We start from the raw sequence: 26,524 nt of genomic DNA, 5'->3' as shown, positions 1-26,524 counted from the left end.
TCTGTCCAGCCGGCGTGTAATCATGACCCGATTGCATTTTGCTTCCGCGCTCCTGCCTTCGGGCTGGGCCAATGACGTGCAGGTGGTGGTCACCGCCGGCACGATCGCGGCGGTGACGCCGGGCGTGGCGCCCACCGCCGGCGATGAGCGCCACCAGATCGCGCTGCCTGGGCTTGCGAGCCTGCACAGCCACGCCTTCCAGCGCGGCATGGCCGGGCTGGCGGAACTACGCGGGGACTCAACCGACACCTTCTGGACCTGGCGCGAGACGATGTATCGCTTCGCGCTCGCGATGACGCCGGACGACGTCGCGGCCGTCGCAACGCTGCTTTATGTCGAGATGCTGGAGCAGGGTTTTACCCGCGTCGGCGAATTCCACTATCTGCACCATGATCGCGACGGCTTGCACTACGCTGATATCGCCGAGATGGCTGCGCGCATCGTCCAGGCTGCGGAAGCATCCGGCATTGGCCTGACCCTGCTGCCGAGTTTTTATGCGCATGGCTCCTTCGGCGCCGCGCCGCATGCCGGCCAGCGCCGCTTCATCTGTTCAGTCGATCAGTTCGCCGCGTTGATGGCGGCCTCTCGCAAGGCAATCAGCAAATTGCCGGGCGCCAATATCGGCATCGCGCCGCACAGCTTGCGCGCCGTCGCGCCGGACGAGCTTGCGGCAATCATTCCGCTCGCCGATGGCGGGCCCGTGCACATTCATGCCGCCGAGCAGGTCAGGGAAGTCGATGATTGCCTGGCCTGGTCGGGACGGCGACCGGTACAGTGGCTGCTGGAGCACGCGCCGGTCGATCAACGCTGGTGCCTCATTCACGCGACCCACACGACGGATGACGAAGTCGCCGCATTCGCCAAGACCGGCGCAGTCGCAGGCCTTTGCCCCATCACAGAAGCGAGCCTCGGCGACGGAATTTTTCCGGCCCGTGAATTCCTCGATGCTGGCGGCCGGTTCGGCGTCGGCACCGATTCCAACGTCTTGGTCGGTGTCGCCGACGAATTGCGCCAACTCGAATACGGCCAGCGGCTCAAGCTTCGTGAGCGCAACGTGCTCTCTGGAGGCGCGGGCGCCTCGACCGGGCGCACGCTGTTTGCCCATGCACTCGCTGGCGGCGCGCAGGCACTGGCGCAACCGACTGTCGGCTTCGCGCCCGGTGTGCGCGCCGACATCGTCACGCTCGACGCCGCGCATCCGTCGCTGGCGGGACGTTCGCACGACGCCATTATCGACGGTTGGATTTTCGCGACCGGCAGCAACGCGATCGATTGCGTCTGGGCTGGCGGCCACAAGCTGGTCGAAGGCGGACGGCACAGGCTGCGTCAAACCGCGCGCGAACGCTTCAACGCATCGGTGCGGAGGCTCGTCGCATGAGCCTTGCCACTGACGAAAGTAACAAGCCGACGCTCTATAAGCGCATCCGCTCCGACATCGAGAAGCGTATCCTGACCGGCGAGTGGCCGCCCGGCCATCGCATCCCCTTTGAGCACGAGCTTGTTGCGCGCTACGGCTGCTCGCGCATGACGGTGAACAAGGCGCTGTCGGAGCTCGCCCAGGCCGATTTGATCGAACGGCGGCGGCGCGCCGGCTCCTTCGTGCGCCGGCCGCAACATCAGTCCGCCGTGCTCAAGATCGCCGATATCCGCGCCGAGATCACCGCGCTCGGCCGCAGCTATGGCTACGAGCTGATCCATCGCAAGCTACGCGTAGCGACAGCCGCTGATCGCGACCGGCTCGGCGTGAAGAAAGCCGGCAAGGTGATCGCAATCGCCTGCCGGCACAGCGCCGACAACGTGCCCTTCGCGGTCGAAGACAGGCTGATTGACCTCTCGTCTGTGCCGGACGCCGCGACCGCGGATTTTTCGCGCGAGCCGCCGGGCTCGTGGCTGCTTCATCATGTCCCATGGACAGAGGCCGAGCATACGATCAGCGCCATTGTTGCGGATCATCACACGGCGGAGGCGCTCGATATCGCCATCGGCGCACCCTGCCTTGTGATCGATCGCTATACTTGGCGCAGCGCGCGCACGATCACCGCGGTACGGCTGCTTTATCCCGGTGACTCTCACCGCCTTGTCGCCCGATTCAAGGGAGGCTGAGAGGACCATGTCGGCACAAATCGTGCAACGCTTCAGGCAACGGCCTATACGGGCCGACAGAGATCAACAGGACGTCAATCCATCGATCGGCAAGAGGACGACAATCATGCGTAGCTCGAAAGTATTTGCGACAATCATTGCGCTTACGGTCTCCACTCCGGTGCTCGCCGACGACGTCAAGGTCGGAATCGGCATCTCCGGCTGGACCGGCTTCGCGCCGCTGACGCTGGCGAAGGAGGCCGGCATCTTCAAGAAGAACGGCCTCGACGTCACGATCAAGAAGATCCCGCAGAAGGACCGCCACCTTGCGATCGCCTCCGGCGACATCCAGTGCGCCGCGACCACGGTCGAGACCTGGATTTCCTGGAACGCCAATGGCGTCGCGACCAAGCAGATCTTCCAGCTCGACAAGAGCTTTGGCGCCGACGGCATGGCGGTACGCAACGACATCGCCGCGATCAAGGATCTCAAGGGCAAGACAGTCGCCGCGTCAGCGCCGGGCACCTCGCCTTACTTTGCGCTCGCCTGGATGCTGAAGAAGAACGGCCTCACCATGAAGGACGTCACCGTCGTGAACCTGGAGCCGGCCGCGGCTGCGCAGGCTTTCGTCACAGGCCAGAACGACGCCGCGATGACCTATGAGCCGTATCTGTCGACCGTGCGCGCCGCGCCCGACAAGGGCAAGATCATCGCGACCACGCTGGACTATCCGATCGTGATGGATACCTTTGGCTGCACGCCGAAATTCCTGAGCGAGAACCCGAAGGCCGCGCAGGCGCTCGCCGACAGCTATTTCGAGTCGCTCGACATGATCGCCAAGGACCAAGCCAAGGCCTATGAGATCATGGGCGCGGACGTGAAGCAGACCGGCGAGGCGTTCGGCAACTCGGCCAAATACCTGCGCTGGCAGGACAAGGCTGCGAACCGGAAGTTCTTCTCGGGTGATTTCCTCGCCTTCAACAAGGATGCCGCCGAGCTCCTGCTTGAGATCGGCATCATCAAGGCCGCACCGAAGGTCGAGGATCTCTTCGACGCCGGCTTCATCAAGTAGGCATGCGTCCCCTCGATCCCGTAACATCGAAGCAGCGCGCGGCCTATGGCCTCGCGTTCTTCGTGGTGTTCGTTGCCCTCTGGTCGTGGGCGACGTTCGGCGGCCATGTGTCGAAGACCTTCCTCGCCAATCCGCTGACCATGGTGCAGGAGGGTTTTGATCTGCTGACCAAGCAAGGCTTCGTGTTCGACATCGGCATGACGATCTGGCGTGTGATCGGCGGCTTTGTTCTGGCTGCGCTCGTCGCGGTGCCGCTCGGCGTATTGATGGGCGCCTACAAGCCCGTCGAGGCCTTTCTCGAACCGTTCGTGTCCTTTGCGCGCTACTTGCCCGCTTCCGCCTTCATTCCGCTCCTGATCCTGTGGGCCGGCATCGGCGAATTGCAGAAGCTGCTCGTCATTTTCATCGGCTCGGTGTTCCAGGTCATCCTGATGGTTGCCGTAACCGTCGGCGCGACGCGGCGCGATCTGGTGGAGGCGGCCTATACGCTGGGCGCCGGCGACCGCGGCATCATCCGTCGCGTGCTGCTGCCCTCCTCCGCGCCAGAGATCGCGGAGATTCTGCGGCTGGTGCTGGGCTGGGCCTGGACCTACGTCATCGTCGCTGAGTTGATCGGATCATCCTCCGGTATCGGCCACATGATCACCGACAGCCAGGCTCTGCTCAACACCGGCCAAATCATCTTCGGCATCATAATCATCGGCCTGATCGGCCTCGTCTCCGACTTCCTGTTCAAGGCGTTCAACGCCTGGCTGTTCCCGTGGAAGCTGGCATGACGACCCTGAAGATCGAGCAGGTTTCGCGAACCTTCCCCGCCCGCCACGGCAACGCCCCGACCAGGGCTCTGGATCCGACCGATCTCACCATCGGCAACAATGATTTCGTCACGATCCTTGGGCCCTCCGGCTGCGGCAAATCCACGCTGCTGCGCATCGTGGCCGGCCTCGACCGTCCGACCGGCGGTCACGTCACCCTTGACGGGCGCGAGGTGACGGGCCCCGGCGCCGATCGCGGCGTGGTGTTCCAGTCCTACACGCTGTTTCCCTGGCTCACCGTGCGCGAGAACATCGCCTTCGGCCTGCGCGAGCGCGGCGTGTCCGAGGCGGAGCGCAACAAGGTCGCCGACGCCTTCATCCGCCAGGTCGGGCTCTCCGGCTTCGAGAGCCACTGGCCCAAGCAGCTCTCCGGCGGCATGCAGCAGCGCACGGCGATTGCGCGCGCGCTTGCCAATGATCCGAAGATTCTCTTGCTCGACGAACCCTTCGGCGCGCTCGACAACCAGACCCGCGCGCTGATGCAGGAGATGCTGCTCGGGATCTGGGAGCGCGACCAGAAGACCGTGCTGTTCGTCACCCACGACATCGAGGAGGCGATCTTCCTCGGCAGCCGCGTCATCGTCATGAGCGCGCGGCCCGGCCGCATCAAGGCCGAGATCAATGTGGACCTGCCGCATCCGCGCTCCTACAAGATCAAGACCACGCCGGAATTCGTCCAGCTCAAGGAGCGGCTGGTCGAGGAAATCCGCACCGAGGCGCTGAAGGTTGCCGAACATGCCTGACATTCGTCCCTCCGCCGACGGCGCCCGCGTTCTCGCCGATCTCAATGCGCTGCGCGCCATCGGCGCCTACAAGACCGGCGTGCACAAGCCGACCTTTTCGGAGCCGCACAAGCAGTCGCTGGAGTGGCTCATGCAGAAGCTGCCCGACGCCGGCCTCGGCGCGGTAATTGACGGTATCGGCAATGTCTTCGGCACCAGCGCCAAGGCAGGGCCGAAGCTTCTCGCCGGATCGCATCTGGAGAGCCAGAATTACGCGGGCTGGCTCGACGGTCCGCTTGGCGTCGTCTACGCGCTCGAAACCGCGCGGGTGCTCAACCGCGATCCTTCCGTGACAGGTGCGGTCGAAGTTGCCGCCTGGTGCGACGAGGAAGGTCATTTCGGCAGCTTCCTCGGCTCGCGCTCCTATATCGGGCAGGTGACCGAGGCCGATATCGACGCCGCGCGCGACCGCACCAATGGCCGTACTATGCGCGATGCACTGGCCGACATGGGGCTTGCCGGACAGGCACGTATCGCGGTCGAGCCGGGACGGCACGTCGGCTATCTCGAGGCGCATATCGAGCAGGGCGACACGCTCGAGAGCGGCCAACTCGCGATCGGCGTCGTGACCTCCATCGTCGGGATCTGGCAGTACCAGATCAATTTTGTCGGCGAGCAGAATCACGCCGGCACGACCCGCATGGCGGCGCGCAAGGATGCCGGGCTTGCGCTGGCCAAATTCTGTGTGGCGATCGACGAGCGTTTCCCCGCCGCGTGCGGTCCACGCACGGTCTGGACCACCGGCCGCATCACGCTCGATCCGGGCGCACCGAGCATCATTCCGGGTGGCGCCGAGATGTTGTTCCAGATTCGAGATGACAACCCGACCGTCATCGCGCGGCTGGAGGAGCTGCTGCGGACCATGGCGGATGAGGCCAGCACGAACGGCCCCTGCGCCGTCATCGTCACGAAGCTGCGCACCGGCGCGCCCGCGATGATGAACGCCGGCTTTCAGGATGCGATCGACGCCGCCAGCAAGATATTTGCCGGCGGGCGATCGCTGCGCATGCCGAGCGGGGCCGGTCACGATGCGCAGATGCTCGCGACCGTGATGCCCGCCGGCATGCTGTTTGTGCCCTCGATCGGCGGCATCAGCCACCACTGGACCGAGAACACGGCGGACGCCGACATCGTCACCGGCGCGGAGGTCTTTGTCGACGCCTGCCGGCGCATTCTGGAAAGCTAAAGCGCTTATCGCGCTTTAGCCCATTTTTTTGAGCATGATCTTTTCGGAAAACCGCTGCACACTTTTCCGGATCATGCTCTAGAACGACGTGCCGCCGCCGAACCTGAACTCCTGAACCACGTCGTATTTGCCCTTCGTGAGCGGCACGGCATAGTCGAAGCGCAGCGGCCCGAACGGTGAGGCCCAGATCAGGCCGACGCCGACCGACGAGCGAACCACGCTGCTGTCGTCATATTGCAATCCGCAGGTGGGGCAGGCCTTGGTATTGACCTCACCGGTCGCAGCCCAGGATGTCGGCCCCTGGTAGCCCCAGAGCGAGCCGGCGTCGGCATAGACTGCGCCCTTCAAGCCGACTTCCTTGGGCAGGAACCAGAACGGCATCTGCAATTCCATCGACGCGCCCCAATATTTGGTGCCGCCGAGCGCGTCACCAACTGCGCCATAGCTTGCGTAGGTGATGTCACGCGGACCGATGCCGTTCGAAGCGAAGCCGCGCACGAGGTTCGGGCCCATCTGGAAGTGATCCAGCATGCGCAGATCGTTGTCGCCGATCTTGGTGAGGACGCCGCCCTGGAAGTGGATCACGCTGACGATCTCGGACACCAGCGGCGTATAGTATTTGGCGTCGGCCGCGGTCTTCAGATAGGTCACGTCGCCGCCGACCCCGGCGAAATCCTGCTTGAAGTCGATCATCAGGCCGTCGGTCGGGTTCTTGTTGTTGTCGAGCGTGTTGTAGTTCAGCGTGTAACCGACCGCCGACGTCAAGGTCGGACCGTTGGCGAGCTCCTTGCGCACCGGCAAGCTCGACTCGCCATCGCCATAGCAGCCGTAGCCGTACACACCCGAGCTCGTCGAATTGGTCGGATCCACACCGCCGAGCACGTTCGCGATATAGGCCGGCGTCGGATTGAACGCGAGCGACGTGTTGGCCGCGTTGTTGTTACAGTTGTTGTAGGCGCTGGCGAGCGTGATGCTCTGCTGATAGAGCGAGTAGCGCAGCTGAAGCGACGTATCTTCGCGCAGCTGGAAGCCGAGGCGCGGTGAGAAGCCCAGCGTGGTGACGCCGTAGCTGGTGTAGCTGTTCGACAGCTGCTGGCGCCAATAGGTGTCGATTCCGAGCGCGATGCGGTAATCGAGCAGATAAGGCTCGACAAAGGACAGCGAGACGCCGCGCGCATACTGGCCGTAGGTCACCGACGCCTTGGCGTAGAGCCCCCTGCCGAGCAGGTTGCGCTCGGAGACCGAGACTTCGGCGAGCGCACCGTCGGTCGTGGAGTAGCCGCCCGAGATCGAGAAATCGCCGGTCGACTTCTCCTCCATGTCGACGATCAGAACGACGCGGTCGCTGGAGGAGCCGGGCTCCGTCGTGATCTTGACGCTCTTGAAGTAGTCGAGATTCTTCAGCCGCCGCTCCGCGCGGTCGACCAGCGCGCGGTTATAGGCGTCGCCCTCGGAGATGTCGAACTCGCGTCGGATCACGTAATCGCGCGTGCGGGTGTTGCCCCGCAGATTGATGCGCTCGATATAAGTGCGCGCCCCTTCGTCGATGTTGAACACGACCGACACGGTATGCGCCTCGAAATTGCGGTCGCCGCTCGGCCGGACGACGGCGAAAGCGTAGCCGCGGCGCGACGCCTCGATCTGCATGTCCTCGACCGACTTCTCGACCGCTTCGACGTTGTAGAGCGAGCCGACATTGACGCGCGAGAAGGAGCGCAGCGAGGCGGCATCGAAATTGGCGATGGTCGAATGGAGATCGACCGTTCCAACGCGATATTGCTGGCCTTCCTCGATCTTGAAGGTGACGAGGAAACCCTTCTTGTCCGGGTCGTATTCGGTGAGCGCCGCGACGACCTGGGCGTCGGCATAGCCGTTCTTGAGATAGAAGCGGCGGATCAGGTCGCGGTCGGCCTCGACCCGGTCGGGATCGTAGATGTCAGCGCTGCTGAGGAAACTCAGCAGATTCGATTCATGCGTCTTGATCACGTCGCGCAGGCGCGAGGCCGAGTAGGCGTTGTTGCCGATGAACTCGACCGATTTGACGCCGGTCTTGACGCCCTCCTCGACCGTAAAGACGAGGTCGACGCGGTTGTTCGGCTGCTCGATGATCTCCGGCGTGACGCGGACGTCGTAGCGGCCCGAGCGGCGGTAGATTTCGGCGATCCGCAGCGTGTCGGATTGCACCATGGCGCGCGAGAAGGTCCCGCGCGGCTTGGACTGGACCTCGGCCGAGAGCTGCTCGTCCTTGATCTTCTTGTTGCCTTCGAAGGCAACGCGGCCGATCACGGCGTTCTCCACCACCGACACCACGATGTGGCCACCGACCCGGCTGACCTTCACGTCCTGGAACAGGCCGGTCTCGATCAGCGCCTTGAGGCCGTCGTCGACGGCTGCCTGATCGAACTGCCCGCCGGCCATGGGCTTGAAATAGGAGCGAACCGTCTCGGCCTCGACGCGGCGGTTGCCTTCGACCACGATCGTCTCAGCTGCTTGCGCCGCTGCCGGCTGCGGCAGCAGCGGCAGTGAAGCTGCAATCGACACGCCACTCACCACCACCGCGACAAGCCAGGCCCGCAAAACCGACATTCCACACCTCAAGAGCACCTGACCTGCCTTGAGACGGGAAAGCTGTGGCCACGGTGTGGCTTTGTTGTTGCTGGTCTGTTTCTGGTCGTTGAGTTTGATTTTTCGCGGGCGCATGGCTCCGTCATCCTGAGGTGCGAAGCATGCGATGCGAACGCATCGCGAGCGGAGCCTCGAAGGATGAACGGCGGAGGGGCGCTCGCCCTCTCCTCATCGTCATTGCGAGCGCAGCGAAGCAATCCAGACTGCCTGCGGTGAGATTCTGGATTGCTTCGTCGCAAGGGCTCCTCGCAATGACGGAGCAAGGAGCGGCAGCATCGATCTTCGATTCTCATTTCGACTCGCAGACGCGCCTACGCATCCTCGCGACCGGTTTCGCCCGAGCTTTGCTTCGTCTCTCCACCCTCTTAGCCAAGAGGGCGCAGGGAAGACCGGGTGCTGACCTCGCACCCGCGGTCTGCTGCGCGAAAGGTAGCGCAAAGAGACCGCACAGCAGCATACAGGTGGTGCCAATCACTCGGCCTTCCCTGCGCGATGGTCGGACGGCTTATGCCGTGCTCTCCCGGGAGCCGACTTCCTGCTGGCCTCCCTCACCCCGCGAATTGACGATGCCGTCTGCCCGGTTGGGCTCGCGCACATCTCCGCGAAAGGCTTGACCGTAGCAACGACGGCCAGGACCACACGGTTTTGCCGTACGCACGGCCCGCCGTTTTCGCCGCAGTTTTCCCGGCCCTGTCGACGGAGCCAGAAACTTACAGGCGAGACGAGCCTTGCAGCGCCGTTCGTCGGCACGCGGTTTCGGGCTCACAGGGACTACCCGCCCTGCCCGCACCTCTCGCACCCGACGCTGCCCGCGTCCACCGCAAGCCCGGCTCGCAATCAAGACGACACGAGATCGCCCCTCAAGGATGAGCCGGGATGGGCGATACATACGATATTTCCGAATTTCGGTAAAGCTGAATATTTTTGCGTAGGGATGTTGACAGGCGAGCAAAACAGGGCGGAGTTCGTCGAATGGGAAGGGACCCGGGCGACAGGCAGCTCTTACCTTAGCGCAATCGTGATCGCGCTGATATTCGCCGCAAGTTCCAGCCCCGCCTTCGGGCCCTGGAGCACGATGGTGACGCCCTTCTCGTTGCGCAAGTGGACGCCATTGACGCCACCGACGAGCGCAAAGCCGCCGCCGACGGAGCTGTAGGTGCCGGCGAAGTCTCTGACCTCGCCGATGCCCGAGGCCCAGCCGTCGAACCGGCCAATGGTGGCACCGGCCGTGATGCCGAAGCTCAGGCCGCTGATTGTGAACGGATAGGTCTTGCCGCGATAGGTCAGCGTGCCGCTGCCGGCGCCGCCGCCGACCAGCAGGCCGGCCTTGACGATCTTGACGCGGACATGGCCCGCGGCCTGCGCGAAGCACGGCGTCGCCGGCGCGACAAGCCCCAGCACGAACAAGACCATTGCAATCAGACGCCACATACGCAATGTCACGCGCCGCTCAGGGCTTCTCGGCATCGGCCTTCTTCCAGGTCTGGTCGGGATCGAACAGCGTCGTACGCGGCGCGATGAAATCGGTCCGCGTGCCGAGATCCTTCTGGTAGACGGTGCCGGCATGGTTGACCACGAAGGTCATTACGCCGGAGTTGCCGTACTCGGCGGGCCAGGCAATCAATCCGAAGCCGCCGATCATCTTGCCTTTGACGACGTAGTTGAGTGCGCCGCCGGGCGCGTCGGATCCCTGGCCCTTCAGGATCCGGAAATAATAGCCGTGATAGGGCACGGGCCCGTCGCCTGCGCCAGGCTTGTAGCCTTCGGACGAGGCTTCCGCGACCAGCGCGCCGAGCGGACTTGGATCGCTGTCGTCGCGCCAGAACAGGCCGTCCTTCTTGCCGGCGGTGGAGAGGAAGCGCTGCGCATAGACGCCGACACCCTCGCCGCGATCCTTGTCGGCATATTCGTTCTGGGCGTCGACATAGGCGAGCGCGGTCTGGATCGCATCGAGCTCGTTGCGGCCGATGCGACGACGAAGCACCTCGATGCGTCCCTCGTCGGTGTCGAACTCCCATCCGGTCTTGGTATTGACCAGCGGAATCGGGAACGGGAAGTCGTCGGGCCCGAGCAGCAGCGTGGCCTTCCTGTTGCCCTCCGCCTTGATGCCGTGCTTGACCTCATACATCGAGATGAAGCGCGCGCGGATGTCGGCATCCGCAACCTCATCTCCGGACGAGACGATGTCGTCGGCGGCCCCGCCGAGCACCTTCAGGATGTCTTTCGGACCGCTCTTGGCCGCGGCAGCGAGTGCTGCGGCTGCGTCTTCCGGCGTCTTGTAGGATTCCTGCGATTGCGCCGCCGAGCCAAGCATCGCCACGGCCATGATGGCCGGCAGAACCGCGCGCCGAAGCGTTTTCAGATCAATCATGGCAAGGCCTCCGCAGGAATCTTCGCGCCGCCGGCGAGCCAGTCGCGGTAGGTGCGGAATGTCAGCCCGAGCTTGTCGTAATAGACCCGCAGATATCCGTCGCTGCCACGGGTCACGGCTTCCGGCATCACATTCTCGACCTCCTGCGCCATGACGCCGACATAGGCCCTGTTGCTGCCGATATAGCTGAAGCGGTAGTAGCCGAGACCGTTGGCGAGATGGCCAAGCAGGACGATGTCCTGCTTCAGCGCGATGTCGGAACGCCGGCCGCCACCACCGCCGCCACGGCCGCCTCCCCCGCCGCCGCCTTGGAACCCGCCGCCACCGCCGCCGCGTCCGGCCATGCTGGGACCGCCACCACCGCGTGGCATGCTGGCCATGCTGGACCGTCCGCGCGCCGACGCAGCCGACGCCGCCCGGCCGGACGAGACGTTCATGGCGCCACCGCGATTGCCACCACCGCGATTGGCGGTCGCAGGGCGATTGCCTCCGCCACGGTTGCCTGCGCCGGCACCACCGCGGTTCGCAGCCTTTGCACGATCGCCGCCACCCTTGGCACGATCGCCACCCTTGGCACGATCGCCGCCGCCCTTGGCACGATCGCTCACCCCGGCGCGATCGCCTGCTCCCGCGCGATCTCCGCGATTGCCCGCGCGATCTCCGGCGCCGCCGCGATCTCCCGGTCCGCCACGGTCACCCGCGCGATCTCCTGCACGGTCGCCTGGGCCGCCCTGATTGGGACGCAGCACCTGGTTTCCGTCCCGGCCGCGGAAATCCATCCGATCCGATGCGCCCGCCCGCGCATTGTTATTGCCGAAGCGCTGCTGAACGTTGGCGTTGTTGTAGCGCACGCCCTGGCGATGCGCCGGATTGTGCTGCCAGCCGCCATTGATGTTCGTCGTGCGGTGATTGACGTAGACGTTGCGGTTGCCCCAGTTGCAGCCACCACCCCAGTAATTGCCCCAGCGCCCGATCGCCCAGGCCGTACCGAAAGCGAGGCCGGCGGCGACCGCGCCGGCGCCGATATAGGACGGATAACCCCAATAATAGGGCGGGTACTCCGCATAGGGCCAGGAGCCATACACCGTCGACGGATCGTAATAGGGCACGTACATCGTCTGCGGATCGGCTTGCTGGATCACCACGACCTGCTTGCCTTCCTGCGACTGCACGCTGACCTTCTGCTGCTTGGTGGTCACGAGCTTCTTGTTGTCATAGGCCTTGTTGCGCAGCCGCTGGATCGCATCCATCACGTCGGGCTGCTGGGCGAGAAAGGCATCGCCGAGCTTCTCGGTCCAGTCGAGCTTGTCGCTCATCGTCGACAGCACGTCGGCGGTGCTCGCGAGCGCCTTGACGCTGTCGTCCCAGCCCTGCTTGTCGACCTCGGCCTTCAGCGCATCGCCCTTCAGGGTCTTGTGGTCCTTCAGCCAGCGATCGGCCTGCACCACTTCGAGCGGATAGGTCGAAGCGGCGAGCACATTGGCGAGGAGCTCGTCGGGATAGAGCGCGATCGGTGCGACCAGCGCCTCGAGCTGCTCGGGCTTCAACAGCTCGGCGGACGGCGCCGGCGGGCTCGCCGGCTGCGCCTGCGGGCTCGGAGCCGCCGGCGTGGTGGCCTGCGCCATTGCGGCGGCCGGGACCGCCATCATTAGCGCAAGCGCCATCAGGGTCTTGCCGCAGCGAAACATCACAATCTCCCCAAACATGCTATCCGCGAGGATCGTGCCGGAGCGTCGGCGTTCGTTGATCGAGATCAAGGAAAGGCTGCTTCGCAACCGTGTTGCGGCGCGAGAGCGGCAGGGCGGCCAGATCCCGGTGTCAACGGATGATCGGGAGCCGGACCGAAAACAGCGCTCCGCCCCACGGCTGGTTCTCGACGCCAATCGTTCCGTGATGGGCCTCGACGATCGTCTTCGCAATCGCAAGCCCCATGCCCATGCCCTGTGGCTTGGTGGTGAAGAACGGGTTGAAGACGTTCGCGAGATCGCCGGACGCGATCCCGGGACCGGTGTCGGCGATCTTGATCTCGGCCTGGTTGCCGGCCCGCGCGGTCGCCACGCTGACGTCCCGCTTCCTCATGTCGGCGTCGGCGACCGCATCCATGGCATTGATGATCAGGTTGAGCACGACCTGCTGGAGCTGCACGGAATCGCCCTTGACATGCAGGTCGGCGGAAGCCGGGACATAGGTCAGCGCGATGCGGCGTCCGTCGGCAACGGCCGCCACCAGGCCGATCGCCTCCCGCACCGTGTCGTTGAGCTCGAGGTTCTTGATCTCGAACGGCGTCTTCTTCAAGACACTGCGCAGCCTGCGGATCACCTCACTCGCCCGCTGGTCGTCGCGCCTGATATCGGCGAGGATCTGCCGGACCTCGTCGATGTCGGGCGAGGCGCCCTTGAGCATGAGCTCTGCCGTCTCCGTGTTGGTCAGGATGGAGCCGAGCGGCTGGTTGAGTTCGTGCGCGATCGACGTCGTCAGCTCGCCGACGGCCGAATAGCGATTGGCGTGCGCGAGCTCGGCGAGACGCTGGCGCGATTCGACCTCGGCGACCTGGCGGCGCCGGCGCTCATGCAGCAACCCGCTGATCAGCCCGGTCTGCACCAGGATCACGGCGGCGATCAGCAGCAGCTGCCAGCGGTAGGTCTCCCACAAGCCCTGATCGCGGAACATGATCTCGCTGCCGGGCGGCAGATTGCTCTCGCTAATGGACCAGCGTTGCAGCTCGTGCCAATCGTATCGCGGCGTTCCGAATTCGATCGTCTCGTATTTGATGCTGGCCGGTTTCTCGCCCCCGAGAATGCGGTTGACGGCATCGACGGTTCTTCGGCTCGTCTCGCCGATCATCTGCATCGGGCCGCCGACGGTGCTGTTGCCGAAGAAGGGCTCCTGGTAGGAGAAGATCGGGGCGTTGGCGACCGCGTGCAGGCTGCGCAAGGCGATGTCGCCTTCGTAGACGATTCCGGCGGCATCGACCGACATCAGGCCCCAGAACAACACCGTGTCTGGCGGAAGTTTTGCGGCGCGCCTGAGGATTTCATCGAACGCAAGGTCCGAATACCAGATCAGGCCGACGCGTTTTCCTAGCGGCCTCAGCTCCTGCTTCACCTCGTCGATCCAGAACTTCTCGAGCGGCGATGCGCCAACCACCATGGCAACACTCTTCGTGCCCGGCAGAACGCGGAGAATGTTGTCGAACACGGCCATGAAATCGTTGTGGACCGACACGACGACGTCGTTGTCGGTGAGGTCGAGACTATTCACGAGCCGCTGCTCGACCACGGTCAGCACCATCGGTATCTCGGGAAAGAGCTTTTGCCGGTATCGCTGCACGAACCGCGCCGCCGGCGCGCCGATGCTCAGCACGATGTCAGGCGGGGCGCCCTCGTAGAGCGAGTGCAGATAGTCGACGAAGGGCGCTTCCGGGCCCGGACTGTTGAAGCGCGCGGTGAGCAGGGTGTGCTCCTGGATGTCCAGGGGCCAGCGCGATTGCTGCTCCAGCCCCGCCTTGATGCTACGCGCATATTCGCTCCAGGGGCGGAATTCGCGGCCGAAGGAATGCAGCACCAGCACGCGCCTGAGCTCTCCGCGCGCGCTGCGCTCGACGGCTCCGGCCGCGCTGGACAGGATGCAGGCGGCGAGCCACAGGCCGAGACTGAGCCACGCGGCCGCGACTGACCGCGGCATGATCGGCGCCATGGATCTCCGCCCGCTCATCCGCCTCCCCGACGGCTTTCTCCGGCCGTTGCTGGCCACAATTCTAGCGGGAACTGCGCCGCTTCGACAGGCCTGGTATCAGTGCCCGGTGAACACCAGAGTCTGGATCGGCAGCAGCAAGGCCTGGATACGCAGCAGCAGCGCATGAACCAGGCCGACGCCGTCGACGACGTGCAGCGCGATCTTCCGACCGGTCGAGGTCTCCTTCGCGGAGATTTCCTCGTGGTTGCTGGTATAGGCATTGACGATGCAGCTCGAGCCGGGCGTCACGCCCTCGAGGCCGCCTTTGTAGAGCGGCTCCAGGAACACCAGGATCGTGCCGGGCCGGACGGCCGTCTGCGCGTCGATCAACTGCTCACCAGCCCGGAATTGCCCAGCCGCGATATAGTCCTGCACCGTCGTGATGACCATCGGAATGATCACCCACGGCTTCGAGATGCAGGTCGCCTCCGCCACCATGCCGGTCTTCATCACCTGCGCCTCGATCTGGCTGAAGCCGGCCTGAAGCACCGTTCGGCCGGCCTCCGCCGGAATCAGGATGCCGGCGGGGCGCATGATCTGGGCGACGAGGTCACCGGGGCGGACGAGGAATTGCTCCACGCGTCCGTCCACACCGGCGCGAATGAAGGTCTTGTCGAACGCGACCTGGGCCTCGTCTCGCGCAGCCACCGCGCTTGCCTTCTGCGCCGGAAGCGACGCCGAGATCTGCAACTCCGCCGCCCGCCTCGCGGCCGTCGCGGCGTCGATGCCGGCCTGGCGCTGATCGACCAGCACCTGGAGCTTGTCGATCTCACGCTGCGCGACGACGTTGGCGTTGCGGCGCTGGAGCTCGATCTTGGTGTCGAGTTCGTCCTTGGCCTGCTGATAGCTGGCCTTGGCTTCGCCAATCTGCGCATCGGCCTTGACCAGGTCGGCCTGGGCCGTCTCCATGCCGGCATCGACCTCCGCGACCTTGCGCCTTGCAGTTTCGAGCGCGGCCTTCTGGCTCGATGCGTCGAGCGTGAACAGCACGTCACCCTTCTTCACCGCCTCGCTGAAGCCGACCTTGACCTCGGCCACGCGGCCCGAGCCCTCGGGCAGGATCGGGATGGTGCGGAAATAGAGCGTGGCGCTCGACGTCGACGGATGAAAATAGAAGATCATGGTGATCAGCGACACCGTCAGCATCAGGCAGCCGGTGATGCCCCAGCGCAGCTCGTACCAGACCGAGAAGAAGGTGATCTCCTTGCCAAAACGCTTTCCCTGGGCATAACGGCGATAGAGATAATCCGGCACAATCGTCAGCAGGGAGCAGATCATGAGCTCAAACATGATTGTGCTCCCTTTCCTTCGCCGGTTCAGTCGGTTGTGACGGCGGCGGCTTCGGTTGCCCGTCCTCGCCCACCTCACCCGGCGTCGCGTCGGCGATCTTCTCGACGGAATCGGCGATGCTGCGCAGCGGGCCGCCGAAATCGGGGATGTCGATCAAGGCCAGCAAGAGGCCCGCGATCCAGAAGATGTGCATGTGCGTGAAGAGCGAGATCAGGCCGAGCACGGCGACGAACTCGAACTGCAGCTTCTGCGATTTGTGCGCCATCCGCTCAGGCAGGCTGTGTAGCCTCCAATAGAGCGTGCCGACCCAGAGCACGGTGCCGATAAGGAAGATCCCCATCACGACCATCAGCGTGTCGGTCCCGCTCCCCGGCGCCAGATAGAACGGCAGATGGTGCGGCGCCATAGGATGAAGCTGTTCGCTCAAATCTCTCTCCCGGTCAGGAATGTGCCGCAGCGTGCGCAACAGGTCGCGGACATGGTTGATTTGAATCAAGGGAATACCCCTTGCCGGACCTAGCCTACCTCAGACGTCGAAATGCAGCCATAGGAGCCGCAAGCCATGCCCGGCATCGATGACCTGATCCCCAGCGCCACGCAGATCCGCAAAGAGGCCGCTCTCAAGGAGGCCGAGAAGGCCGAGGAATATGTCCGCCTCGCCGCAGCCGCCGAGGCCGAGAAACGCGCGCTGATCGAGCGGCTGAGCAAGCCCTCCGGCAAGACCGAGGAGGAGAAGGTCAGGCTCGCCTCGACCATCATCCAGCGTGCAGTGCGAAACGGGCTCACCGAGGTGCAGGTCTATCGTTTCCCCAACTCGCTCTGCACCGACAAGGGGCGCGCCATCAACCAGATGGAGAAGGGTTGGGAAAATACGCTGACCGGCATTCCCAAGGAGATCTTCCAGCTCTGGGCCGACCATCTGAAGCCGCGCGGCTATCGCATCGCCTATCAGATCATCGACTTTCCCGGCGGCGTGCCCGGCGACATCGGCGTCATCATTTCGTGGGGCGATGATTGATCATGGCGAAGGACAAGCCTGCGGAGAAAATGAAGCGGAAGGACTATGAGCAGGAGCTGGAAAAGCTCCAGGTCGAGCTGTGTCATCTCCAGGAATGGGTGAAGGCCGAGAAGCTGAAGGTGATCGTCATCTTCGAGGGCCGTGACGCCGCCGGCAAGGGCGGCACCATCAAGGCCCTGACCGAGAAGGTGAGCCCGCGCGTCTTCCGTGTCTGCGCGCTACCCGCACCGTCCGACCGGCAAAAAACCCAGCTGTTCCTGCAACGCTATATCGAGCAGTTTCCAGCCGGCGGCGAAATCGTGATCTTCGACCGCAGCTGGTACAATCGCGCCGGTGTCGAATACGTCATGGGCTTCTGCTCGCCGGCCGAGCACAAGCGCTTCCTGGAGCTGTGTCCACTGGTCGAGAAATTCGCCGTGGACGCCGGCATCATCCTGATCAAGCTGTGGCTCGAGGTCGGGATGGAAGAGCAGCAGCTGCGCTTCCAGGCGCGTATCGAGGATCCGCTGCGGCAGTGGAAGCTGAGCCCGATGGATACCGAATCCTTCGGCCGCTGGTACGACTATTCGCGCGCACGCGACATGATGTTCGAGGCGACCGACACCAGGCATGCGCCATGGCGGCTGATCCGCTCCGACGACAAGCGTCGGGCGCGGCTCAACGTCATCTCGCACATTCTCAAGACCATCCCCTACAAGAAGATCGCGCGGGCCAAGGTCAGGCTGCCGAAGCGGTCCCACAAGGGCCGCTATAACGATCAGGCGAGCCTGCGCCGGATGAAGTTCGTCGAGCAGCGGTACTGAGGCAAATCAGGCCGCGCCGGGAGCGCGGCCCTATCGCCCTGTCCTTATTTCAGCCGGATCGTGACGCCGCCGACCGCGGCCGAGACTTCCGCGCCGACCTTCGGGCCGCTGAGCTGAAGGATCACGCCATTGCCGTTCTGCAACTGCACGGCACCGGCACCAGCGGCGACCGCGCCGCCGGCGCCGCCCGCGGCGTAGGAGCCCTCGATCGACTGCGGCCCTCTCAGATTGAGGGCGTGGCCGACGAACTTCGTCGTCGAAGCCCCGATTGTGAAACCGACGCTCATGCCTGAGACGGTGAAGGGATATTTGTGGCCCCGGTACAGCAGAACACCCTCCCCGCCTCCGACGCCGACGATAAACCCGCCCTTGGTGAAGACGATGGCAACCTGGCCGGTTTCTGCACGCGACGGCGTGCTGAAGCCGGCGACAGTTACGAGCGAGGTGATCAGGGCAGCGTAGAGGGCAGTCTGTCTCATGACTCTCTTTTCCTTTGGTAATGATACCGAAGCGCTCCGGGTCCGACCGGCGGCCTCCCTCAGGTTTCCGTTACTTCGGGCCGGCCTTGGACGCCTCGTATGCATCCCGATAGCCGCGCGCGATCGACCGGACGCCTCGACCGATGTCGTCGTAAACGTCGTCGGGAAGATTGGCCAGCGACACGCGCAGCGACCATTCAGGAGCGTCAAAGCCACCGCCGTTCAGCAGCACGATGCCGTGGGCTTCGGCCAGACGAAATGCGAGATCGAGCGGATGGACGCTTTTCTTCAGATATTCGACGGCCTCGTCGCCGATGTTCTTCCGAGCCCAGAACTCGAAATCGAGCAAGGCATAATAGGCGTCGTAACTGGGATTCGGGCTCAGCTTGTCGGCGAGCCCGAGGCCGTCGAGCAGCGACCATAGCCGCTTGTTGACGATCTCCATGCAGGCAGCCTGATAAGCCTTCTTGTCGTCCAGCATCTCGGACAGGGAGAACAGGCTCATCATCACCTGCTGCGGCAGCGACAGGCCCGCGGTGTGATTGAGCGCGACGTCCCGGCTGTCGGCGACGATGCGGTCGATCAGCTTCAGCTTGCGGGGTTCCAGCGTCAGAGGGCCGTAACGCTTGTCGAGCGCCTTCACGGCGGCATCGGGCAGCTTGGCGATCATCTTGTCAAAGATGTTGTCCTCGTGAATGGCGATGGCGCCGAGCCGCCATCCGGTGCAACCAAAATATTTGGAATAGGAATAGACGCCGATCGTGTTGTGCGGCAGCTCGCCCAGCAGCGAGCGGAAACCGTGCACGAAGGTGCCGTAGACGTCATCGGTCAGGATCATCAGGTCGGGCCGCTTGGTCTTGACCAGGTTCGCCAGCTTGGAGATCGTTTCCTTGCTCAAGCCCATCCCCGGAGGATTGGACGGATTGACGACGAAGAAAGCCTTGACCTTCGGATCCTCCAGTTTCTTGATTTCCTCGTCGGTGAACTGGAACTTGTTTTCCTGCGGAGCCCTGATCTGAACAACCTTGAGGTCATAGTCCTCCAGGTGCGTCATCTCGATGTAGGGCGTGAAGATCGGCGTTCCGAGCGCAATCGTGTCACCGGGCTGCAGCAGGCGATTGGCCTTCAGTGACTTGAAGAGATAGCACATCGCCGCTGTCCCGCCCTCGACTGCGTAGATGTCGAACTTGCCGGCCGGCCGCGGCTCGCCGCAAACAGCCCACATCAGATATTCGTGCACGATCTTCTCGTTGTGCACCAGCATGCGGTCCGGCACGGGATAATTGTCGCCGATAATCGAATCGACGAGCTCGTGAACGAAAGCATCGGGGTCGAAACCGAACTTCTTGACCGCGAACGGCAGCATCGCCGACAGGAAGCTCGCGCCCGGCATGTCGGCGTGCTTGGCAAGCCAGGCCTCGAACCGTCGGGCGATGCCCTTCGCCTCGGCCATGCCGCCGATCCCGGCGGGATGGTCCATCACCCGCTTGCTTTCGCTGATGGCAAACTGTCCCAACAGGAAAAAGCCTTCGCGCGGCGTGGTCGCGACCCAGTTCGGATTGCCGCGGCCGGCGTTCAGAAACGCACTCTGCGTCCGTTTCGAGGAGGCCTTGGCCAAATTGATCAGTTCGTCCTTGATCTCGAACGGGCTCAGCGCCTCGAACTTCTTCAGAGTTAAGATGTCTGCCATGTGAGACTCCCAGGGCTATGCAGCCTGATGAAACGGAAGCCGAGGAGGCTCCTCGCCTGCGCAATCTCCAGCAGCATGGTGGGCGATCGACGTCGATCTTTGATCTATCTCAACGCTTCGACCGCGACGGATCGACGAGAGCGCGGGCCCGTCGCCGCGCTGCAACGCGGCGAATGACGCGGCGATGACATCGGTGTCGTGAGACATCCCGCATATGGTTGACATAGATCAACATGACCGGGTCGGCCGCCGCCCGATGTTGGGCTCACGCGATGCGAGGCCATGTCGCTGCCGTTTGGTCCGGCGCGCACGTGGCCGAGGCACGCGTCGCCAGTGCTTCTGCATGAACGGGGGACGAGACGATGAATTGGTTCTTCCAGACTCTCAAGAGCTATCCGGAAATCGCGATCTTCCTCTCGCTGGCCCTGGGCTACTACTTTGGCTCCTTCACCTACAAGGGTCTCGGCCTCGGCGCCGTGACGGCGACCTTGATCGCGGCCGTCATCATCGGCCAGATCGGGATCACGATCTCGGGTCCGCTCAAGCCGACCTTCTTTCTGATGTTCCTGTTCGCGATTGGCTACGGCGTCGGGCCACAATTCGTACGCGGCATCGCGCACGACGGTGTCCCGCAGGCGATTTTTGCCGTGGTCGTTTGCGTATTCTGCCTCCTGGCCCCCTATCTCGGCGCCAAGATCGCCGGCTACGATGTCGGGTCAGCCGTGGGGCTCTATGCCGGCTCACAGACGATCTCGGCATCGATGGGCCTTGCCACCGACGCGATCAATCGTCTCGGCCTGAGTGCAGAAGAAGCGAAGAAGCTGCTCGACGCGATGCCGGTCGCCTATGCGGTCACCTATATCTTCGGCACGGTCGGATCCGCGGTCGTCCTGGCACTGCTTGGTCCGGCACTGCTCGGTATCGACCTCGAAGCGGCCTGCAAAAAATATGAGGAAGAACAGGGGGGCAAGAAGCAGGCGGGCGGCCCGGGGACCGCGTGGCACCAGTTCGATGTGCGTGCGTTCCGGGTTAGCGAACGGGGGCTCGCGGTTGGAAAGACCGTACATCAGGCAGAGGCGCTGGTGCCCGAGCATCGGGTGTTCGTGCTGCGGATCAGGCAGAGCGGGAAGATCATGGACGCCACTGCCGATACCGTCATTCACGCCGGTGATGTCGTCGCCGTGGCCGGCCGGCGCGACGTTCTCATCAATCTGATTGGCGAGCAGGCGGAGGAAGTCGATGACCGCGAGCTGCTGGCGGTGCCGATCGAAGGCGTCGACGTCTACGTGACCAGCAAGGACGTCGACGGAAAGACGCTGGAAGAGCTGTCGACAGAGCCGAGCGCGCGCGGCGTATTTCTGCGCAAGATCACCAGGGGCGCAATCGCGGTCGACATTCCCATCCTGCCGAACACGAAGCTCAATCGCGGCGACATCGTCACCATCGTGGGACGTACGCCGGATGTGGCGGCCGCAACGAAATTGCTCGGCCGCCCGGATCGCGTGACCGACGTTGCCGACGTCGCCTTCATCGGAGCAGCGATTGCGATCGGCGCATTGATCGGCGCCGTCGTCTACAAGGTCGGCAGCGTGCCGCTGACACTATCCACCTCGGGTGGCGCCTTGATCTCGGGCCTGTTCTTCGGCTGGCTGCGATCGGTCCACCCGACCTTCGGCCGAATCCCGTCGCCGACCGTGTGGTTCATGAATTCAGTCGGCCTGAACATGTTCATTGCGGTCGTGGGCATCTCGTCGGGACCGGGCTTCGTCGCGGGTCTCCAGCAGCTCGGCTTCAGCCTGTTCCTCTGGGGCGTCGCAGTCACGACCGTGCCGCTGATCCTGGCGATGTATGTCGGCAAGTATGTGTTTCGCTTTCATGACGCCATCGTGCTGGGTTGCTGCTCAGGAGCGCGGACCACGACAGCTTCCCTCGGCATGATCAATGACCGTGCCAAAAGCCAGATTCCCGGGTTGGGTTATACGGTCACCTACGCCGTCGGAAACACATTGCTGACGATCTGGGGAATGGTGCTGGTCATGTTGATGACGTAGCGGGACTGCTCGCGATGCTGGCCTGGCTGGAGCAGTTCCTCGTCCGCTACCCGGAGCTCGCGCTATTCCTTGTGATTGCCGCGGGCTACTGGATCGGCAGCTTCAGGGTTGGAACGTTTAGCCTCGGCCCGGTTACGGGCGCGCTGTTTGCCGGACTGGCGGTCGGGGATTTCGCGCATGTCCCGGTCTCCGGCATGACCAAGTCTTTCCTGTTCCTGATGTTCCTGTTTGGCGTCGGCTATCTGGTCGGACCGCAATTCGCGCAGGCGATGAAGCGCGACGGGCTGAAGCCGATGCTGCTTGCCGTCGTGACGTGCTCGACCGGTCTCGCGACAGCCATTGTCGTCGCGAAGGTGTTGCATCTCGATCCCGGCCTCGCGGCGGGCCTCATGTCAGGCGCCCTTAGCCAGAGCGCCGCAATGGGAACGGCGACCGATGCGGTCAACGGGCTGGCCATTTCCGAGGCGCAGCGCGCACTCTACGTCTCGCACATCGCGGTTGCGGACGCGGTCTGCTATATCTTCGGCTACGCAGGCGTCATCCTGTTCGTCACCCAGATTGCGCCGGCTTTGCTCAAAATCGACCTGCGCGCGGAGGCGCTCAAGCTCGAGCAGGCCTTGGGCGTGACCCGCACCAAGCCGGGTCTGGCATCGGCCTGGCGCAAATTCGAGCTACGCGCCTATCGATTGGACGAGGGCTCACCTCTCGTTGGGTCGACCGTCGCAGACGCGGAAGGCCGTATTCCAGAACACCGGCTGTTCATTCACCGGATCCGTCGTGGAGACCACATCGCTGAAGCGGCTCCCGGAACGATCCTCGCGACCGGCGATCTCGTTGCGCTATCCGCACCGCGCCAAATCATCGTCGGGCGGATCGGCCCTCGCGCCGAGGAAGTCGAGGACAGGGAGCTTCTCGACATTCCCTTGATCTCCGCTGACGTCCTCCTGATCAATCCGAAGCTTGCAGGCATGACATTGGAAGCCGCTTCGCAGGAGAGCTGGACCCGTGCCCTCTATTTGCGATCGTTGACCCGGGGAGGCCAGGAGATTCCGGTCGGAGCCGGCGTTGTCCTGCAACGCGGCGATCTGCTCCGGATCGTCGGGCCCGAGCCGGTCGTACAGAACGCGGCCAAGAGCATCGGCGTCATCGTTGCGCCCAGCACCAACATCGATTTCATCGTGCTGGGGCTCGCGATTTTCCTCGGCGGCCTCGTTGGCACGCTCCTGAGCTTCACCGTCGGCGGCATCACGATCTCGCTCAGCACCAGCGTCGGCACGTTGCTCGCTGGGCTTCTGGTCGGGCATCTCCGTACGCGTTACCCGCTGTTCGGACAGATTCCCGACGGTGCCATCAGCCTGATGACCTCGCTCGGCCTTGCGGCCTTCGTCGGGCTCACCGGCATCCATGCCGGGCCGATCTTCCTGACGGCCCTTCAACAATCAGGCATCGGCCTCCTGTTGGGCGGAATGGCCGTCACGTTGCTGCCGCAGCTCGTCGGATTCTGCTTTGGCCATTTCGTGTTGCGGATGAATCCGATTCTCCTGCTCGGCGGCTTGACCGGGTCGCAGACGGTCACCGCCGCAATGGCAGCGCTGCAGGAACGCGCCGGCAGCCCCGTCCCGGTTCTGGGCTACACCCCAGCCTACCCGGTCGCCAACATCCTGTTGACGACCTGGGGCTCAGTCATGGTGGTCGTGTTCGCCGTCTGAACGGCCAGCACGCTATGACGCCGCCTTGAGCTTCGGCTGTGCGCCGGGCTTCGGCCGGCCGAGCTTCGCCAAGGCCTCCGTGCGAACGAGCTTCAGTCCCTCCTTGGCGTCGTAGCCATGGATCTCCTTCACATCGAGCTTGCGCATGAAGTCGATAGTCTCCTGGGTGATGACCTGGCCGGGCACCATGATCGGGAACCCCGGCGGATACGGGATCACGAAATTGGCCGAGACAAGCTCGGGCCCGGCCTTCAGGCGGCGGTCAATCTCGGGATCGCCAAGGCGGATATGCTCGCAGCCCGCTGCGTCATAGGCCGCATAGAAGCCGGTGCGGATGTCGCCCTCGTTGGTCTTGGCGCCGGCATCACCGCGGAAGCTCGGATGGAAGTGCGAGAAGTTTGGCAAGTCCGGCACGTCCTTCATCAGGCTTGTCACCCGCGCCTCGAACGTCTTCTTCGCATTGGCGCCGCCCTGCGCGAGGCCGCGATCGACCTCGCCCGCGATCTCGGCGAGCACGCGCACGAGATGGGCGACGTCGCTGCGGGTGTTGTTGATGTTGGACTGGAGCAGCACCGAATTGCGCGAAGTCTTGTTGACCTGGATGTTGTACTCGTTGGCGAGAATGCCCTTGAACTGGGTGCCGTCGTAACCGGCGGTGCCGCACACCAGCGTCATGCGGGTCGGATCAAGGCAGAACTCGTCGTCGTCCAGGCTTTTGAGCGTATTGGCCCAGTTGACGCCGGCGGCGAGATAGTCGGTGAAGCCGCTTTGGCGATATTGCGCGGGCACCATCGCGTCGGCGCCGAGGACGCGGAAGTACTTCGAGATCAGCGGATTGTTGTTGACGGCCTGGCGGATCGCGAGCGCGATCTCCATCGCGTTGGCGACGAGGCCATAGCCTTCCAGCTCCATCTGACGCCGCGAGACGTCGAGGCTGGCAATGAGCTGCTGGTTCGGGCTGGTCGAGGCGTGGGTGAACACGGCCTCCTTGAACTGCTGCTCGACCGTGTGGAATTCAACGTCCTTGACCGAGAGCATGGAGCCCTGGCGGATCGCCGACATCGACTTGTGGGTCGAGTTGGTCTGGTAGACGCGCAGCCGGATCTGGCGCGGGTCCGGGATCAGCCGAGTCTTGAGCAGCACTTCGTCGGACGGATTCTTGCCAAGCTCGGTCTGTTGCTTCTCGTAGACCTCGATCGATTTCGGGTCGTGCATCCACGCCTCGATCTCGTTGGCCGCGCCCATCGCAGTGCGCCGGCGCAGGAACGGCGAGAACCGCGCGAAGCCAAACCAGGCCTCGTCCCACAGGAAGATCAGGTCCGGCTTGATCGCAAGGCATTCCTCCATGACCCGGCGGGTGTTGTAGATGTGGCCATCGAAGGTGCAGTTAGTGAGATCGAGCAGCTTGACGCGGTCGAGCCGGCCGTCGGCCTTGGCGTCGAGCAGCGCCTGCTTGATGGTCTTCAGCGGCACCGCGCCATACATCGAATATTCCGTCATCGGAAAGGCTTCGACATAGAGCGGCTGGGCGCCGGCCAGCACCATGCCGTAGTGATGCGACTTGTGGCAGTTGCGGTCGACGATCGCGATGTCGCCCGGCGCAAGCAACGCCTGCACCGCCATCTTGTTCGAGGTCGAGGTGCCGTTGGTGACGAAGAAGACGCGGTCGGCGCCGAGCGCCCGAGCCGCCTTGTCCTGTGCCTTCTTGATGGTGCCGGTCGGCTCCAGCAAGCTGTCGAGACCGCCGGTGGTGGCGCTGCTCTCGGCCAGGAACAGGTTCAAGCCGTAGAACTCGCCCATGTCGCGGATCCAGTCAGACTTGAAGATCGATTTGCCGCGGGCGATCGGCAAAGCGTGGAACGTCCCAATCGGACGCTGGGCATATTTCTTGAGATTGTCGAAGAACGGCGTGTCGAACCGGTCCTGGATGCCTTCGAGGATCGACAGATGCAGCTCCAGCAGCTCCTCGACGGAGTAGAAGATGCGGCGAGCGACGTTGGCTTCGGGATTGCCCGCCATCTCCTCGACGTCGCGATTGGACATCAGGTAGATGTCGAGCTCGGGCCGGACGCGCTTGATGATGTGAGCGAGCCTGAGTGCGGACGCATCAGCCTCGTCGTTGAGGCCGGCAGCGGCCGTCATCGAACGCAGCACCGGGGCATCGTGGCGCGAGCGCAGGCCGAAACCGTCGTTGATCACGACGGCGGCGATGTTGGGATTGAGCATCGTCGCGCAGAAGGCGTCTTCGAGACTGCCGACAATGACGGGCTCGTAGACGAAGGCGTCGGTCGGACGGCGCAGCTTGCGCCATTCCGCCGCAAGGGCCGGCCAGTTGCTGGACGACACGCCGGTGACGATCAGCGTTTCGAAATAGGGTCGGCGCGTCGTATGTGCGCCGAAAGCCGACGGAACCAGCTCGGGCACATCACCATTGCCGTCATCGGTCGCGCTCCAGTCGCCGGCATGCTGCCGGAACGAACGCGTCGCCAGAGCCTGGGTGATCCGGGTCGCAAGGGCCAGCGAGGTTGCCGCATCTCCGGCCGAGGCCGCCTCCCGCAGCGCGGTCATCAATTGCAGGCCGGGATAGCCGTGAAACTCCTCCGTCACCAAAAGCTCAGCCAAGGCTGCATCATATTTCGCGCGACCGCCGCCGCGCGCCCACGCCTTTGCAGCTTCCACCAGATCTCGCCAGTCATCCGCCCGACCGCCGGGGCCGGAAAAGAACTGGTCGATTCGCTTATGTGCGGGCTTGGCGTCTTTTGACATGTGTCTCTCCCGATCCGTGTCGGCCATTGGACAAAGATGATGGCAGATCG

21 protein-coding genes are annotated in these 26,524 nt (G+C 63.9%); 11 read left to right on the top strand and 10 right to left on the bottom strand.

Annotation, left to right across the window (positions count from 1 at the left end):
* Nucleotides 1–22: 22 nt before the first annotated feature.
* The 6 genes from IC761_RS10325 to IC761_RS10300 all read left to right on the top strand — a co-directional run bounded on the left by IC761_RS10325 (nucleotide 23) and on the right by IC761_RS10300 (nucleotide 5,937).
* The gene (locus IC761_RS10325) at nucleotides 23–1,378 is read left to right on the top strand and encodes a formimidoylglutamate deiminase (protein ID WP_195803138.1); all 1,356 of its coding nucleotides are present in this window, start codon (nucleotides 23–25) and stop codon (nucleotides 1,376–1,378) included.
* Entirely contained in the window at nucleotides 1,375–2,103 is a 729-nt protein-coding gene (gene hutC, locus IC761_RS10320; RefSeq protein WP_195803137.1) for a histidine utilization transcriptional repressor HutC, read from the top strand. Before IC761_RS10325 ends, hutC begins: the two co-directional genes overlap by 4 nt.
* Nucleotides 2,104–2,209: 106 nt before the next feature.
* Nucleotides 2,210–3,154 (top strand): ABC transporter substrate-binding protein, encoded by a 945-nt coding sequence (locus IC761_RS10315; protein WP_195803136.1) that lies wholly within the window; start codon nucleotides 2,210–2,212, stop codon nucleotides 3,152–3,154.
* Between the two features lie 2 nt (nucleotides 3,155–3,156).
* Nucleotides 3,157–3,930 carry an ABC transporter permease gene (locus tag IC761_RS10310; RefSeq protein WP_195803135.1) on the top strand — a complete coding sequence of 258 codons (774 nt, stop codon included), beginning with the start codon at nucleotides 3,157–3,159 and terminating at the stop codon, nucleotides 3,928–3,930.
* Nucleotides 3,927–4,712 (top strand): ABC transporter ATP-binding protein, encoded by a 786-nt coding sequence (locus IC761_RS10305; RefSeq protein ID WP_195803134.1) that lies wholly within the window; start codon nucleotides 3,927–3,929, stop codon nucleotides 4,710–4,712. Before IC761_RS10310 ends, IC761_RS10305 begins: the two co-directional genes overlap by 4 nt.
* A complete protein-coding gene (locus tag IC761_RS10300; protein ID WP_195803133.1) occupies nucleotides 4,705–5,937 on the top strand; it encodes a Zn-dependent hydrolase in 1,233 nt (410 codons plus the stop codon). Before IC761_RS10305 ends, IC761_RS10300 begins: the two co-directional genes overlap by 8 nt.
* 78 nt (nucleotides 5,938–6,015) lie before the next feature.
* Here the strand turns inward: IC761_RS10300 and bamA are convergent, their stop codons facing one another.
* From bamA to IC761_RS10275, 5 genes are all read right to left on the bottom strand, one after another.
* A complete protein-coding gene (bamA, locus tag IC761_RS10295; protein ID WP_195803132.1) occupies nucleotides 6,016–8,523 on the bottom strand; it encodes an outer membrane protein assembly factor BamA in 2,508 nt (835 codons plus the stop codon).
* A 1,041-nt stretch (nucleotides 8,524–9,564) separates the two neighbouring features.
* Nucleotides 9,565–9,993, bottom strand: coding sequence for a hypothetical protein (locus tag IC761_RS10290; protein WP_438265102.1), 429 nt, complete (start codon nucleotides 9,991–9,993; stop codon nucleotides 9,565–9,567).
* Nucleotides 9,994–10,012: 19 nt separating this feature from the next.
* Nucleotides 10,013–10,933 carry a DUF2950 domain-containing protein gene (locus IC761_RS10285; protein ID WP_195803130.1) on the bottom strand — a complete coding sequence of 307 codons (921 nt, stop codon included), beginning with the start codon at nucleotides 10,931–10,933 and terminating at the stop codon, nucleotides 10,013–10,015.
* A complete protein-coding gene (locus IC761_RS10280) occupies nucleotides 10,930–12,621 on the bottom strand; it encodes a DUF3300 domain-containing protein (protein ID WP_195803129.1) in 1,692 nt (563 codons plus the stop codon). Before IC761_RS10280 ends, IC761_RS10285 begins: the two co-directional genes overlap by 4 nt.
* 130 nt (nucleotides 12,622–12,751) lie before the next feature.
* Nucleotides 12,752–14,443 (bottom strand): sensor histidine kinase, encoded by a 1,692-nt coding sequence (locus IC761_RS10275; protein WP_368367109.1) that lies wholly within the window; start codon nucleotides 14,441–14,443, stop codon nucleotides 12,752–12,754.
* Between IC761_RS10275 and IC761_RS36145 the strand changes: the two genes are divergently transcribed.
* Nucleotides 14,327–14,608 carry a winged helix domain-containing protein gene (locus IC761_RS36145; RefSeq protein ID WP_368367108.1) on the top strand — a complete coding sequence of 94 codons (282 nt, stop codon included), beginning with the start codon at nucleotides 14,327–14,329 and terminating at the stop codon, nucleotides 14,606–14,608. The two genes, IC761_RS10275 and IC761_RS36145, sit on opposite strands and share 117 nt — an antisense overlap.
* 117 nt (nucleotides 14,609–14,725) lie before the next feature.
* Here IC761_RS36145 and IC761_RS10270 read toward each other — a convergent pair whose 3' ends face one another.
* Together IC761_RS10270 and IC761_RS10265 are read right to left on the bottom strand one after the other, a co-directional pair.
* Nucleotides 14,726–15,958 (bottom strand): HlyD family secretion protein, encoded by a 1,233-nt coding sequence (locus tag IC761_RS10270; RefSeq protein ID WP_195803127.1) that lies wholly within the window; start codon nucleotides 15,956–15,958, stop codon nucleotides 14,726–14,728.
* Nucleotides 15,951–16,364: a hypothetical protein gene (locus IC761_RS10265; protein ID WP_195804614.1), complete on the bottom strand. Its 414-nt coding sequence runs from the start codon at nucleotides 16,362–16,364 to the stop codon at nucleotides 15,951–15,953. Before IC761_RS10265 ends, IC761_RS10270 begins: the two co-directional genes overlap by 8 nt.
* Nucleotides 16,365–16,520: 156 nt before the next feature.
* On the opposite strand from IC761_RS10265, the gene IC761_RS10260 reads away from it, so the two are divergent.
* Together IC761_RS10260 and ppk2 are read left to right on the top strand one after the other, a co-directional pair.
* Nucleotides 16,521–16,976, top strand: a complete 456-nt coding sequence (locus IC761_RS10260; protein WP_195803126.1) for a hypothetical protein — start codon at nucleotides 16,521–16,523, stop codon at nucleotides 16,974–16,976.
* Nucleotides 16,977–16,978: 2 nt separating this feature from the next.
* Complete coding sequence (ppk2, locus tag IC761_RS10255) at nucleotides 16,979–17,779, top strand: polyphosphate kinase 2 (RefSeq protein WP_195803125.1); 801 nt, start codon at nucleotides 16,979–16,981, stop codon at nucleotides 17,777–17,779.
* A gap of 44 nt (nucleotides 17,780–17,823) precedes the next feature.
* Here the strand turns inward: ppk2 and IC761_RS10250 are convergent, their stop codons facing one another.
* Both IC761_RS10250 and aspD read right to left on the bottom strand, forming a co-directional pair.
* On the bottom strand, nucleotides 17,824–18,258 hold the full coding sequence (locus IC761_RS10250) for a hypothetical protein (protein ID WP_195803124.1): 435 nt from the start codon (nucleotides 18,256–18,258) through the stop codon (nucleotides 17,824–17,826).
* 70 nt (nucleotides 18,259–18,328) lie between these two features.
* A complete protein-coding gene (gene aspD / locus IC761_RS10245) occupies nucleotides 18,329–19,948 on the bottom strand; it encodes an aspartate 4-decarboxylase (RefSeq protein WP_195803123.1) in 1,620 nt (539 codons plus the stop codon).
* A 362-nt stretch (nucleotides 19,949–20,310) separates the two neighbouring features.
* On the opposite strand from aspD, the gene aspT (IC761_RS10240) reads away from it, so the two are divergent.
* The gene (gene aspT, locus IC761_RS10240) at nucleotides 20,311–21,999 is read left to right on the top strand and encodes an aspartate-alanine antiporter (protein WP_195803122.1); all 1,689 of its coding nucleotides are present in this window, start codon (nucleotides 20,311–20,313) and stop codon (nucleotides 21,997–21,999) included.
* A 14-nt stretch (nucleotides 22,000–22,013) separates the two neighbouring features.
* Complete coding sequence (gene aspT, locus IC761_RS10235) at nucleotides 22,014–23,708, top strand: aspartate-alanine antiporter (RefSeq protein WP_195803121.1); 1,695 nt, start codon at nucleotides 22,014–22,016, stop codon at nucleotides 23,706–23,708.
* Between the two features lie 12 nt (nucleotides 23,709–23,720).
* On the opposite strand, the gene IC761_RS10230 is transcribed toward aspT (IC761_RS10235), so the two are convergent.
* Nucleotides 23,721–26,474, bottom strand: coding sequence for an aminotransferase class I/II-fold pyridoxal phosphate-dependent enzyme (locus tag IC761_RS10230; protein WP_195803120.1), 2,754 nt, complete (start codon nucleotides 26,472–26,474; stop codon nucleotides 23,721–23,723).
* Between the last annotated feature and the right edge of the window lie 50 nt (nucleotides 26,475–26,524).

The organism is Bradyrhizobium commune, assembly GCF_015624505.1.
GTDB lineage: Bacteria > Pseudomonadota > Alphaproteobacteria > Rhizobiales > Xanthobacteraceae > Bradyrhizobium > Bradyrhizobium commune.
This window is presented reverse-complemented; position numbering and strand designations above follow the sequence as displayed.

Coding starts and splice junctions, on each gene's coding strand:
- IC761_RS10325 (WP_195803138.1), top strand. CDS start 23: ATGACCCGATTGCATTTTGCTTCCGCGCTCCTGCCTTCGGGCTGGGCC.
- hutC (WP_195803137.1), top strand. CDS start 1,375: ATGAGCCTTGCCACTGACGAAAGTAACAAGCCGACGCTCTATAAGCGC.
- IC761_RS10315 (WP_195803136.1), top strand. CDS start 2,210: ATGCGTAGCTCGAAAGTATTTGCGACAATCATTGCGCTTACGGTCTCC.
- IC761_RS10310 (WP_195803135.1), top strand. CDS start 3,157: ATGCGTCCCCTCGATCCCGTAACATCGAAGCAGCGCGCGGCCTATGGC.
- IC761_RS10305 (WP_195803134.1), top strand. CDS start 3,927: ATGACGACCCTGAAGATCGAGCAGGTTTCGCGAACCTTCCCCGCCCGC.
- IC761_RS10300 (WP_195803133.1), top strand. CDS start 4,705: ATGCCTGACATTCGTCCCTCCGCCGACGGCGCCCGCGTTCTCGCCGAT.
- bamA (WP_195803132.1), bottom strand. CDS start 8,523: ATGTCGGTTTTGCGGGCCTGGCTTGTCGCGGTGGTGGTGAGTGGCGTG.
- IC761_RS10290 (WP_438265102.1), bottom strand. CDS start 9,993: ATGTGGCGTCTGATTGCAATGGTCTTGTTCGTGCTGGGGCTTGTCGCG.
- IC761_RS10285 (WP_195803130.1), bottom strand. CDS start 10,933: ATGATTGATCTGAAAACGCTTCGGCGCGCGGTTCTGCCGGCCATCATG.
- IC761_RS10280 (WP_195803129.1), bottom strand. CDS start 12,621: ATGTTTCGCTGCGGCAAGACCCTGATGGCGCTTGCGCTAATGATGGCG.
- IC761_RS10270 (WP_195803127.1), bottom strand. CDS start 15,958: ATGTTTGAGCTCATGATCTGCTCCCTGCTGACGATTGTGCCGGATTAT.
- IC761_RS10265 (WP_195804614.1), bottom strand. CDS start 16,364: ATGGCGCCGCACCATCTGCCGTTCTATCTGGCGCCGGGGAGCGGGACC.
- IC761_RS10260 (WP_195803126.1), top strand. CDS start 16,521: ATGCCCGGCATCGATGACCTGATCCCCAGCGCCACGCAGATCCGCAAA.
- ppk2 (WP_195803125.1), top strand. CDS start 16,979: ATGGCGAAGGACAAGCCTGCGGAGAAAATGAAGCGGAAGGACTATGAG.
- IC761_RS10250 (WP_195803124.1), bottom strand. CDS start 18,258: ATGAGACAGACTGCCCTCTACGCTGCCCTGATCACCTCGCTCGTAACT.
- aspD (WP_195803123.1), bottom strand. CDS start 19,948: ATGGCAGACATCTTAACTCTGAAGAAGTTCGAGGCGCTGAGCCCGTTC.
- aspT (WP_195803122.1), top strand. CDS start 20,311: ATGAATTGGTTCTTCCAGACTCTCAAGAGCTATCCGGAAATCGCGATC.
- aspT (WP_195803121.1), top strand. CDS start 22,014: ATGCTGGCCTGGCTGGAGCAGTTCCTCGTCCGCTACCCGGAGCTCGCG.
- IC761_RS10230 (WP_195803120.1), bottom strand. CDS start 26,474: ATGTCAAAAGACGCCAAGCCCGCACATAAGCGAATCGACCAGTTCTTT.